Genomic DNA, 12,160 nt, shown 5'->3' with positions numbered 1-12,160 from the left:
AGTTCGTTGTAAATTAAAAAAATATATTAAAAATATGGACACTATATATTTTTGATCTAATGGAATCGAAACAACTTAAACATTTTCTGGCGGTCGCTGAACATGGAAACATTACCCATGCGGCGAAAGCCCTGCATATTGCCCAGCCCGCATTAAGCATTTCTATCAAAAAGTTTGAGCAGTCTTTGGGCGTTACCCTATTTCGCCGTGATGATAAAAAAATCAGCTTAACGAAAGAGGGCGAAACGCTACTTGTACATGCCAAGCGGGTGATTCAACAGTTGCACGACGCGCAGCTCGCGATTGATGAGTTGAAAGGTTTAGCGAAAGGCGAAGTACGACTCGGGACGCCATCAATGATGGGCAGTTATTTCTTTCCACGAATTGTGATGGCGTTTAAGAGCCAGTTCCCGGAGTTAAAATTGACCTTGGTCGAAGCTGGGACTCAATCGATTCGTCGTATGCTGCTTAATGGTCAACTCGATATCGGTGTGATCAGTTGTGATAACGTGCCTGATGACCTAGAAACTGACCATTTGTTTACTAGCCAAATGGTCGCCGTTGTTTCACCTGAGCATGAGTTAGCCCAGCGAGACGCTCTTACTTTTGATGAGTTCTTTGAACACGATTTGGTTATGTTTCAGCATGGCTATTTTCACCGTGAATTTTTGGATCAGGTGAGTGAGGAGCATGGGTTTACCATGAAGTCATCATTCGAAACCAACTTACTGCCTTTGATTTTGAGTATTGTGAAACAAGAGTTTGCGATTACCGCGTTACTGGAATTGGTGACCCAACATGAGTCAGGCGTTGTTGGCGTGCCGTTTGAACCACCAGTGACGCTGGATCTGGCACTTGCTTGGCGCAAGCAGGGGTATTTATCAATAGCAGATCGAACGTTTATCGACTTTATCAAGCGCTACGTTTAAACGCTGCGCAGATTCATTGTTCGAGCACTAGTCGCCTTTGTACATCTTCTCGAAGTTCTTTGGGTTCCAGCCAATCATTACCCGATCACCAATTTTTAAAACTGGCACTGAACGAGCACCAAGCGCATCAAGTTCTTTGCGACCGCGTTGCATCTTAGCATTGCACAAACGATAGTTAATATTTTTCGAATCCAGATAACGTTGAGCATCTTTGCAGTGAGGGCATTTGTCTTTGACGTAAAGGACGACACGTTTCATTGAGTTTCTCTCCATTATCATTGGGAGGCGAAGTTTAACGGCCTTTCACCATAAATGAAAGGCGAAAGCTAAGGTGAAACTGTCCTTTATCTCAGGTATATTGAGCGCCTTTATTTTGTCATAACAGACGTTAATTCTATGCATCCGTCACTTCGATACATTCAAGGCTACCCACAAAACATCGTAGAGCAGGTGAGCTCATTGATAGCGAGTGGCAAGTTTGTTCCTTGGTTCGAAAAGCGTTATCCCGATAGGCACCAAATCAAAAGCGAAAAGGCGCTCTATGAGTACGCCATGGCAATCAAAAACCGCTACATGAAGAAAGCCGCGCCAATCAGTAAAGTTGTCTACGATAAGAAAATTCACGCGGTAAACAACGCGCTTGGTTTGCACAGTGTTATCAGTAGAAACCATGGCGGCAAGCTGAAGTCGAAAAACGAGATTCGCATTGCCAATGTATTTAAGGATGCGCCCGAGCCACTATTAAGAATGCTGGTGGTACATGAGTTGGCGCATACTCGTGAGAAAAACCACGACAAGGCGTTCTATCAGCTATGTTGCTACATGGAGCCTGAGTATCACCAACTCGAATTTGATGCTCGTTTGTTTATGATTTACCTCGATTTAAAAGCGAATTTGAATGAAGAACAATAATCACAACGCGAAGCAAGCAAAGCCAAAGACTTCAAAGGCGGCTCAGAATAAAGACGCGAATAAAGCCAAGCCGAAGCGTGTTAAAGACAAAGTTGCGCGCAAATCCCCGCAGCCTGCAGGAAATAGCGAAGTCGAGTTCATAAAAATAGCGAAGAATGGTTTGCATGAGCGTAATGTTCATCGAGGTCGTTACGATTTTAAAAAACTCGTGGAAAGTGAACCACAGTTAAAGCCATTCGTTATCAAAAATCCGAAAGGGGAAGACTCCATAAACTTCTCTGATCCTAACGCTGTTAAAATTCTCAATAAAGCATTGCTTGCTGCGTATTATGGTATCGAGTTCTGGGACATTCCCGACACCTACCTTTGCCCACCGATTCCGGGCCGAGCTGATTACATTCACCGAGTGGCAGAGCTACTTGATGGTGAAGCAAAAGGTCAGTACACGCACCAAAAAGTGAAAGCGTTGGACATTGGCGTGGGAGCAAACTGTATTTATCCGATTGTTGGTGTAACAAAATACGGTTGGCACTATACGGGCAGCGATGTCGACCCAAAATCCATCCAATCGGCTCAAACGATCGTAGAGCACAATCGTGTTTTGACGGGAAAAATTGCACTGGTACAGCAACACAGTGATGCCAATATTTATCGCGGTATCATTCAACCGAATGACCGTTATGATGTGACGACATGTAATCCGCCATTCCACCGTTCGGCGGAAGATGCCGCTATGGGCAGCCAGCGTAAAATCGATAATCTAAAAGCAAACCAGCGTAAGAAAGGGCTAAAACCTCAAACCGCACAAGTAAAGACAAGTAAACCTGCGTTGAATTTTGGCGGTCAAAACGCTGAATTGTGGTGTGAAGGCGGAGAAGCGGCGTTTATCCGAAAAATGGCGAATGAAAGCCAAGCTTTTGCCGCGCAGGTCTTGTGGTTTACAACACTTATATCCAAAAAAGACAACGTCCGTCCGATGCGCAAGCAGCTTGAAAAATTGGGTGTGAAAGCCATTCGTGTGGTTGAAATGAGTCAAGGGCAGAAAGTGAGCCGCTTTGTAGCTTGGTCATACATGGATAAGCAACAGCGCAAAGCATGGATTGAACTAAAGTAACGTTGACCGTTTCACACTGAACAATAAAGTAGGAAGCCCGCTGATATCAGCGGGCTTCTCTTTTTGGGAGATCTAAAACTTAATGATGGGCTCACAATCTAGTGAACTGAGAGAGACAAAAGTATCTGTTTTGGCATAGTACAAGCCACAGGTTTCACCTCTTATCTGCAACGTATATTGGTCTGGAAGATCCGTATAGCTGCCATCCAACAGTTGATTGTTGTTCCCTTTTACTCGTCCTTTTTCAATCAACAAATGCGGTGAGGATTCAAATACGTTATTTGCGATTCTAGGTGCTGGTGTCCCTTGGATTTCTGCGATCGCGTTTTGAATCTCTATGACTGTTTCCGGAGAGTTCTTTTTACTCAATGCTTCAACGGGTTCTTGTGACATAGCTTGGCATCCTATCAAAGAAATTGAAGTACCTAAGAAAAGCGCAACCCGAATCAGCATTCGTAAAAAGTTAGTTGATCTCAACATGAATTGCCTCTGTTCGTAGCGGAGAGCGAAGATCGCTTAACTCCGGAGATGAAATGTTACGCGGCATGGCGTTGAAACTTGAAGGGGAGACTGGCGGACAGGTTCCCGTTTCCATGTAGTTTAGTGCCGCAGAAAGCATACCTTCAGACGGATCGCCTAATGGTTTTGTTAGGTCGTCATTGACCCAGCAACCTTCCACTCTATTGTTTAAGCCTAGCTCGGTATTGATTTGGCTCTTTGGAGTAGGAATAAAACCATCAGAGAAGTCGCCAAATTTTTTCTCGTTCGCTGACTTGAACTGAATAGTGTAGTACATAGTGCCGCAGTTTTGTTCTGCTGAGAACCCATACGGTTTACCTGTGGTTGTTGAGCCTATTTGGATAACCTCAACATCAATGCCGCGCAAAGCGTTGATCAACAGTTCACTTGAGGAAGCCGTGCCTCCTGAAGTCAGCACATATACGCGCTTTTTGTTCAGTGTCGGCAGCATTTGGTCCGAATACTTTTGTGCTGCCCAGTCTATTGCTAGATTCGTAAAGCGATAGATGTTATCCCCATCTTTAATGGTACGCATCACTTTGTCGTTGTGAATCAACTCACTGAAGACTCGGTTCTGACCAGCACCGCTTAGCATGTAGCCTACTTGCGAGGACTGAAGTACTAAGCCACCGCCGTTGTAACGTAAATCAACGACGATCTCGTCAACATTCTCTGCCGAGAGCGTACTGAACGCCTCAATAAGTGGGGCTTGAGCGCTTGGTTCAAATGAGTTGTATTGTAGATAGCCGATCTGCATACCATTGTGTGCGATCACTTTGGCATTTTTAACTGGAGAAGTCATGACATCAGAGGCGGTAAGCGTCACGGTTTTCTCTAGGCCGTCAACACTCTCAAATGTGAAGGTGTAATCTTGATTGATGTCAGGGTTAAACAGCGTTCTATTAATAAAATCAATGTCGGACTGACTACCGGTGTTAACCACATCAATATTATTGATTTTCAGAAGCTTATCACCACGAGCAATGCCGCTTCTATCAGCTGGAGAGGCTTCTTCAGTATAGGAGATACGAACGTCTCTAGGTTGTACGCCACGTAGGAATGCCCAGTTAAAACCAAACCCAGCGACTAAACCAGATTGCGATGATTTCATATCATCTTCATAAGGGACGGTAAAGTGGAAGCGATCTTTCGGTTTACCAGTCGTGGTAGTAGCAGAGGTGACCAATGTGTTGAAGTAATCCGTCACGGTTTTGTAGTTTGCTGGATTATTATCAGGAACTTCGTCATACCAAAGGTAAGTTTCGTTAGTAAAAGCTCTTAAAAAGAGTTTTTCGTGTAAAGCAGAACCTAATTCATCTGGATAGGCGGCATAATTGTTATATGGGTCTCGACCCACTCGTGGGGTTTCACACTGGTTGACAAACGAGCTTGATGGTTGGCTAAAATCACCGGCTTTCCATGTTGGTCCGGTTGCGCTGCTAGTTGACGGAGTAGATGAACCATCACCGCCGCCACCGCCACAACCTTGTAATAATGCGAGAGTGACTGCCGTTGCTAAAGAATACTTAAATTTCACTTTTCTATGTCCTTATAAATAATAGAATTATAATTATCTGTTTTGCTTTTGTTTTTATTAGCTAAGTGAATGTATTAATTTAATTCGTTCGTCTGCAAATTTATATTTAAAGAGTGTGAGGTAAATAACGTAAAAATGTTTATCTTTTATTCTTATAAATCCATTAGTTATTCCTTAAGTTCCTTAGTAGTTTCAGCGTAATAATAAGGAAAAAAACAAAGATGAAATGGAGGGTTCTCTTAGTCGACTAATTGTTGTTTGCTAAATAGAAAGTAAGTTTCGGGACGGGAAACTCTACTTATTAGAGATTTGGTAGGAATAAATGATGCGTTCTAGGTTTGGGGTAAATTTTTAATCTGATGTTTTAATTTATTTTAGTCAATTGGGCGACGTGCTTTAACAGGCTTCCATCAATATCCGGCAAGTCATCTGCGAAAAATATCTGAGCGCCAGGAGTGCAGCGCATTAATATATTTGTTAGTTCACCTTCGTTGTTGGAAGTGTTAACTGCGTTAAGTTTCGCTAATTTATTACAAAGCTCGTCCTCTATTTGCACTTTTTGCTCTTCGGTGAGCCTAATGCGACCCACACACACACCTGGGTTGATGTTATGAGAAAGCGACTCTTGTTGAAATCGCTCTTTGAATAAGGTGTCCAATGCGGTACCTTCTTCCATAATAAATCGACGACCAGAACGGTAAAACAAGCCGTCTCCGAAGTTTTCGACATATCCTAGAATTTCCGCGATACGCAAATAGAATCGTAAGCTTGTATCAGAAAGTCCGTAAGTATAGGCTATCTCTTGCGGTTTAATATCACGAGAAGTCAGCATATAAATAAAATCAAGTAAATAAGGATGCTCAACGAAAAGGGCACTCTCTTCATCTGTTAGCATTTGCTCGTTTTGGTGCTGAAGCTCGTTGGCTAAGGTTGCGAGTTCGATGAGATCGGTATTCAGGTAGTTCAGATAAACAAGTACTTTATCCAAACCTAAAGCAGGATTATGTAGGTGGCGTTTAATACTAGATAAAGGGATGCCACTTTTCTCTGACAAGGAATTATAGCAAAGCCCTTCTTCTTTAATTTTTTGTCGTAGCGCTGCGAGTAAAAACTTTGGTCCAACATTCATCCTTGAATATCACCTTATTCGTTATTCCGTTTACTGGCTGATATTTTGCCTTTCAAGCAGCAGGTTTCGAATCGCTGTGCCTGCTTCTAGAATGTGTTTTTTCAGCAGGTACTTGGCGCCTTCTATATCGCGATTTTGGCACATTTCAAACAAGCTTAAGTGCTCTTCTTCTGCCTTTTTAATGCCTGTTGTGAACAATAGCTGCATACGTATGTATCGGTCACACTTTGTGTTCAAGTTGTAAATGACGTCCATAGTTTCAGGCATGTTGGCTGGCGCATATAGGGCTTTGTGGAACTCGTAGTTGTAGTTGCTCCATTCTTCTACTTCGTCGCCACTGTTCACTACTGACTCGAAACGTTCGCGAACTTCGCGCGCCCGTTCAAGGTCAGCGTCTGTCATATTTTGAATCGCACGCTCTAAAATGTGGCATTCCACGACAGCGCGCAGTTCAAATAGCTCATTGATTTTCTCTGGAGATAGCTCAGTGACCGTCGCACCTTTGTGAGGTTCAAAGCTAACGAGTCCTTGTGCTTCCAATTGAACTAACGCTTCACGCACAGGAATTCGGCTAACATTAAACTCTTTTGCTAACGCATCTTGACGTAAAGGTTGACCAGTTTTTAACTCGCCCTTCAAGATCTGAGTTCGAATTGCTTCCTCAACGAGCTGAGTGCGCGTTTTAAAAACAGGTTTCTGTGACATTGAAGTCTCCCGTGAAATTAATATTGTATCCAATCCATTTTACTTTAGTAGTTTATTGTTTTTCTGGCACAAACCAACTAGGAAAGAAGGTTTTGAGAAGTAGAGTGAAATAAAAGGCATCAGTTGATGCCTTTTTGAGCCATTTGGTGATCTTATTGGGACACACTGCCATCTATGGCGCGTTGAATACCCAGTGGGTTCGACGCTTTTAATGAATCCGGCAATAAAGATTCTGGTAAAGCTTGATAAGCGACGGGACGCAACCAACGATGAATAGCCTCTGCCCCGACAGATGTTGAGGCAGAATTGGTTGAAGCCGGATATGGTCCACCATGAACCATAGCGTAACCAACCTCGACGCCAGTTGGCCAACCGTTGAATACAAGGCGTCCGGCGATTTCTTCCAAACTTGGAAGCAGTTGCTTGGCTTGTTCTTCGTCTTCAGCGGTAGCGTGAAGGGTTGCGGTGAGCGAGCCAGTCAGTGAATCACTCAGTTTCAACATGTCATCGAAATCTTCACAGATTACGATTAACGATTGAGGACCAAATATTTCTTCCTCCCATTGTGGGTTTTTACGCCAGTTTTTACTGTCCGTCACGAACAGTACTGGTGCGACATTGGTCACTTCTGCTTGTTCAGAGCGAGTTACATTAATGCCCGTTTCGGAAGCTCGCTTGTTAACTTCTGATTCATACGTTTCTCGGATTCCTTGCGTTAGCAAAGTGGCCGTTGATTGTTGTCGAATTAACCCTTGAGCAGTTTCGATAAAGGCTTGCGTTTCTGGGCTATTCAAGACAAATACAACGCCTGGTTTTGTACAAAATTGTCCACAGCCCAAAGTCATAGAAGCCACAAACTCTTCAGCCAATGATGCGTTTGCTCGTATGGCTGAAGGGAGAATAAATGTTGGGTTAATCGCCCCTAGTTCGCCATAGAAGGGGATTGGCTCTGGTCTTTGCTGAGCTAGGTTAAACAGCGCACGGCCACCACCGACTGAGCCTGTAAAACCAACCCCTTTAATTTTTGGATGGGTAACGAGTGCTTGGCCAAGTGCGCGTTTGTTGCCTTGCAATAGCGTGAAGATGGCTTGCGGTAAGCACTCTTTCTCAAGTGCAGCCTCAATACACTCAGCAACAAGTTGACTGGTGCCAGGGTGGGCGGTATGGCCTTTTACAATCACAGGACAGCCAGCTGCCAGTGCCGAAGCCGTATCACCACCTGCCGTAGAAAATGCGAGCGGAAAATTAGACGCACCAAACACGGCGACAGGGCCAATTGCGATTTGCTGACGACGAATATCTGGTTTCGGCAGTGGTTGACGGTCTGGGTTTGGCGTATCGAAAATTGCTTGATGGTGATTACCCGAGCTCACAACCTCGGCAAATAGTCGTAATTGGTTGGCGGTACGTCCTATTTCACCGCTTAAACGTGCTTCGGGAAGGGCAGTTTCTAAATGACCACGAGCAACGATTTCTTCACTCTTCACTTCCAATTCAGAGGCGATAGAGCAAAGTAAGCTCGCTCGCTTTGCATTGCTTAGTTGGCGAAACTCACGCGCAACGTTTTGGGCGGCTGAGGCGGCTTGATTAACTTCTTGCTCTCCATGTACCGGAAACGCTGTGGGTAGAGGCTCACCAGTAAAGGCGTTGACTGCGTAAAAAGTGGTTGGTTCTTGTGGGTTCATCATTCTTCCTTACTATCCTTATTACTTAACTTCAAATCCGTACGCATATGGGTCTTCATCGTCTACCCATATCGTGTTGTGACCGTATACTTGTGCCCATCCTTCAATACTTGGCAAAATAGCGGCTTTGCCATTCACTTCGGTAATGCCTTCTATACGTCCTTGAAATAGGCTGCCGATGATACTTTCGTGAACAAAGTCTTCCCCTTGATTGAGTTTGCCTCTTGCATGCCATTGCGCCATGCGCGCACTAGTGCCCGTGCCACATGGCGAGCGATCCAACGCTTTGTCGCCGTAAAACACAGCATTTCGAGCGGTGGCGTTTTCTTGAGTGGGCTCTCCGGTCCATAGCACGTGAGAAACACCGCACACTGTTGGATCTTCTGGATGTACGCACTCAACCGCTCGAGATACCGCTTCGCGAACTTTTGGAGAAAGCATCAAAATTTCATCTGGAGAGTAGTTTTCAAGTCCGGCGTAGTTATCTTGAGGGTCGACGATTACGTAATAGTTTCCGCCATAAGCAACATCGACGGTGAGCTCACCTAAGCCCTCTATGTCCACGGTTACGTCTTGGTGGGCAAGGTAAGCTGGTACGTTAAATATCTTTACCGACGTGACCTTGTCACCTTTTGTTTGGTAGTGCACTTCGATTTGTCCTGCTGGGACATCAAGTATCAAACGACCTTCTTTTTTGGGAGTGATAAGGCGATTCTCGATAGCGGTGGTGACGGTTCCAATGGTGCCGTGGCCACACATTGGTAAGCAGCCACTGGTTTCAATAAACAGAATTGAAGCGTCTGCGTTATCGCTGCAAGGAGGCAAGACAACGGACCCCGACATCATTGAGTGGCCGCGAGGCTCAAACATGAGTGCCTGACGAATCCAATCATAATGCTCCAGAAAGTATTGGCGCTTTTCGCTCATGGTATTGCCTTCGAGTGGAGGCACACCACCTGCTACCAGCCTAACTGGGTTGCCGCAGGTGTGGGCATCAATACAGAAAAAAGTTCCTTGTCTCATTTTTCGCTCCTTGCTGAAAAAATGGTTGAATTAAACAATAGTGATGTTAACGTAATGTAAAATATATTGTATACAATCTACGTTTTCAAGTGTGACTCGGAGCATATTTATGTTGGTCAAGGATGAAACCAAAAAGGAAAGGATCGCCGTGATAGGTGCGGGGATTATCGGCTTATCAATTGGATTGAAGTTGCAGCAGCAAGGTTATCAAGTCACGACTTTTGATCCCAATGGCGTGGGGAATGGATGCTCTAAGGGAAATGCAGGTCATATCGCGACTGAGCAAATCTTCCCTCTTGCAACGCCAGCGCTGCTTCCACAATTACCTAAAATGCTGCTAGATCCCAAAAGTCCGGTTTCGATCCGTTGGCAAGATATTCCAAGCACTATCGGGTGGATGATTCGTTTTCTATTACAAACAAAGCCATCAGCCGCGAAGCGGGCAAAAAACGCGATTAAGAGTCTTAACGAGCGGTCAGTGGCAAGTTGGCGTGACGTGCTTGATTCAATCGGAAAAGCACATCTAATAAAAATGAATGGTTCATTGCTCACTTTTGAAAACGAGAAACTGTTTAAAGACTACCAAAGTACGCTTAACTCACTGGCTAAAAACGGTGTGGCGTATCAAGTTTGGACACAAGAGGCGATTCGAGAGCGGATACCTGATCTCAGCCATAAGGTTTGTATCGGCGTCTTTTTTCCCGATACAGGTCATACGCTAGACCCTTATCAGCTCTGTGTTGAGCTAAGTGAAGCTTTTGAAGTTCTTGGCGGTAAGGTTTTACAAAAAGGTGTATCTGCGTTGGCGAAAAATGGCGAGGTGCTGGTTGAATCTCAAACGTATTCATTTGACCGAATCATTCTTGCCGCTGGTGTACATTCTAAGCCTTTGATACGGCAGCTAACCGGAGTCAAAGTGCCTATTCAAGCCGAGCGAGGTTATCACCTAATGGTGGACGACAAGCATGATGTACTGCCATTTCCTATTAGCTCTGCCGATAGAAAATTCATCATGACTCCGATGTCTGGTGGGCTACGCTTGGCAGGCACTGTTGAGTATGCCGATGTAGAGTCACCACCCAATATGAAACGTTCAGAAATGCTTTTTCAGTTAGGTGATGAGATGTTTGAATCGGGGTTACATCCACTCAAGCAAGGAGAAAAGTGGATGGGTAATCGGCCTTCAACAGTCGACTCGTTACCGGTTATTGATAGCATTTGGGATGGAAATGTATTACTGGCATTTGGCCACCAACACCTTGGATTAACTCAAGCGGCGATTACGGCAGATCTCCTTTTAGAGCTTATCGAAGGAAAGCCGACATCGATTGATCTTTCACCTTTTTCATTACAACGATTTGCCTGAAAAATTTAATATTAAATATTGTATAAAATATATTAAATGCTAATGTTAACTTAATTTTAACAAAAACTGGTGTCCAACAGCCGTACTCGGATGCCTCCAGAAAAACAACTAAAAGGAGTAAAACATGTCACGAATGACCAAAGCACCATTGGCGCTGTTGATTTCAGGAATGCTGTTGGGGACCTCTGCTTATGCTGAAGACAAATTGACGGTCGTATCTTGGGGTGGTGCATTCACCAAGAGCCAAGTGGAGGCATATCACAAGCCTTTCATTAAAAAAACAGGTGTAGAGATCGTATCCGAGGATTTCAGCGGCGGATTAGCCGAAATTAAAGCGCAGGTGGAAGCGAACAACGTGCGCTGGGATTTGGTTTCTCTCGACAAGCCGGACATTGTTCGTGGTTGTGCAGAAGGGCTATTAGAACCAGTGAGCCCAAGTATTTTGCCTCCGGGCGCAGATGGAACACCAGCACAAGAGGATTTCATTGATGGTGCGATTCACGAATGCGCAATCAATACCATCGTTGTGTCCACAGTATTAGCGGTGAACGAAGACGCGTTTAAAGGTAAGGCTTTGCCTAGCAAGTTGACCGATCTTTTTGACCTAAAAACTTTTCCAGGTCGACGTGCATTGCAAAAACAACCTCAGGGCAATCTTGAGTGGGCACTATTGGCTGATGGTGTAAAGCCAGAAGAGGTCTACAGCCTGCTCGAAACCGAAGCGGGGCGTGAGCGTGCTTTTGCTAAGTTGGATACGATCAAATCAGAAGTGCTGTGGTGGACAACAGGAGCCCAGCCACCTCAAATGCTTGCAGACAAAGAAGTGGTGATCGCCTCGGCGTTTAACGGCCGAATTCACAATGCCCGTAAAGATGAGGGTCAACCATTTCGGATTATATGGGACCGTCAAATGGGTTACATGAATGGATGGGCAATACCTAAAGGGAGTGAGAACACAAAGCTTGCATTGGACTTCATCGCTTTTTCTTCAGGAACAAAACCATTAGCTGATCAAGCTAAGTACGTTGCCTACGGGCCTACGCGTAAATCCTCTTCGGCGGAGGTGAACCCAGACATTTTAGCGAACCTTCCTACCGCACCTCAAAACTTCCAAACCGCCTTCCTGATTAACGATGAATGGTGGTCAGACTACGCGGATGAACTAAATGAAGAGTTCAATACCTGGCTGCTTAATTAGGCGTTAATTTGTGTATGGGGCCGAGTTTTCATCTATAAGAGAG

12 protein-coding genes are annotated in these 12,160 nt (G+C 44.7%); 5 read left to right on the top strand and 7 right to left on the bottom strand.

Features of this window, described 5'->3' with window-relative positions; translation table 11 throughout:
* Positions 1–59: 59 nt before the first annotated feature.
* Positions 60–929, top strand: coding sequence for a LysR family transcriptional regulator (locus EX191_RS03680; protein WP_136976270.1), 870 nt, complete (start codon positions 60–62; stop codon positions 927–929).
* A 27-nt stretch (positions 930–956) separates the two neighbouring features.
* Here the strand turns inward: EX191_RS03680 and EX191_RS03675 are convergent, their stop codons facing one another.
* Positions 957–1,187 (bottom strand): glutaredoxin family protein, encoded by a 231-nt coding sequence (locus EX191_RS03675; RefSeq protein ID WP_005377871.1) that lies wholly within the window; start codon positions 1,185–1,187, stop codon positions 957–959.
* A gap of 138 nt (positions 1,188–1,325) precedes the next feature.
* Between EX191_RS03675 and EX191_RS03670 the strand changes: the two genes are divergently transcribed.
* Both EX191_RS03670 and rlmF read left to right on the top strand, forming a co-directional pair.
* The gene (locus EX191_RS03670; protein WP_054867354.1) at positions 1,326–1,841 is read left to right on the top strand and encodes a M48 metallopeptidase family protein; all 516 of its coding nucleotides are present in this window, start codon (positions 1,326–1,328) and stop codon (positions 1,839–1,841) included.
* Positions 1,828–2,955, top strand: a complete 1,128-nt coding sequence (rlmF, locus tag EX191_RS03665) for a 23S rRNA (adenine(1618)-N(6))-methyltransferase RlmF (RefSeq protein ID WP_193447157.1) — start codon at positions 1,828–1,830, stop codon at positions 2,953–2,955. The genes EX191_RS03670 and rlmF overlap by 14 nt, the downstream gene beginning before the upstream one ends.
* A 72-nt stretch (positions 2,956–3,027) precedes the next feature.
* On the opposite strand, the gene EX191_RS03660 is transcribed toward rlmF, so the two are convergent.
* The 6 genes from EX191_RS03660 to EX191_RS03635 form a co-directional block, all read right to left on the bottom strand.
* Positions 3,028–3,348, bottom strand: a complete 321-nt coding sequence (locus EX191_RS03660) for a hypothetical protein (protein WP_005397755.1) — start codon at positions 3,346–3,348, stop codon at positions 3,028–3,030.
* Positions 3,349–3,418: 70 nt separating this feature from the next.
* Positions 3,419–5,011, bottom strand: coding sequence for a S41 family peptidase (locus tag EX191_RS03655; protein WP_193447156.1), 1,593 nt, complete (start codon positions 5,009–5,011; stop codon positions 3,419–3,421).
* 364 nt (positions 5,012–5,375) lie between these two features.
* A complete protein-coding gene (locus EX191_RS03650) occupies positions 5,376–6,140 on the bottom strand; it encodes a transcriptional regulator (RefSeq protein WP_193447155.1) in 765 nt (254 codons plus the stop codon).
* A gap of 30 nt (positions 6,141–6,170) precedes the next feature.
* Complete coding sequence (locus EX191_RS03645) at positions 6,171–6,845, bottom strand: GntR family transcriptional regulator (protein WP_005377862.1); 675 nt, start codon at positions 6,843–6,845, stop codon at positions 6,171–6,173.
* 152 nt (positions 6,846–6,997) lie between these two features.
* The gene (locus tag EX191_RS03640; RefSeq protein ID WP_193447154.1) at positions 6,998–8,530 is read right to left on the bottom strand and encodes an aldehyde dehydrogenase (NADP(+)); all 1,533 of its coding nucleotides are present in this window, start codon (positions 8,528–8,530) and stop codon (positions 6,998–7,000) included.
* A gap of 21 nt (positions 8,531–8,551) precedes the next feature.
* Positions 8,552–9,553 carry a 4-hydroxyproline epimerase gene (locus EX191_RS03635; RefSeq protein WP_193447153.1) on the bottom strand — a complete coding sequence of 334 codons (1,002 nt, stop codon included), beginning with the start codon at positions 9,551–9,553 and terminating at the stop codon, positions 8,552–8,554.
* 109 nt (positions 9,554–9,662) lie between these two features.
* On the opposite strand from EX191_RS03635, the gene EX191_RS03630 reads away from it, so the two are divergent.
* Positions 9,663–10,919 carry an NAD(P)/FAD-dependent oxidoreductase gene (locus tag EX191_RS03630; protein ID WP_193447152.1) on the top strand — a complete coding sequence of 419 codons (1,257 nt, stop codon included), beginning with the start codon at positions 9,663–9,665 and terminating at the stop codon, positions 10,917–10,919.
* A gap of 124 nt (positions 10,920–11,043) precedes the next feature.
* Positions 11,044–12,117, top strand: coding sequence for a polyamine ABC transporter substrate-binding protein (locus EX191_RS03625; RefSeq protein WP_017633955.1), 1,074 nt, complete (start codon positions 11,044–11,046; stop codon positions 12,115–12,117).
* Positions 12,118–12,160: the final 43 nt, after the last annotated feature.

Origin of the sequence: Vibrio chemaguriensis (genome assembly GCF_012275705.1) — a bacterium.
Classification (GTDB): Bacteria; Pseudomonadota; Gammaproteobacteria; order Enterobacterales; family Vibrionaceae; genus Vibrio; species Vibrio diabolicus.
Note: the sequence above shows the minus strand (reverse complement) of the source record. Positions and strands in the feature narration are given on the sequence as shown.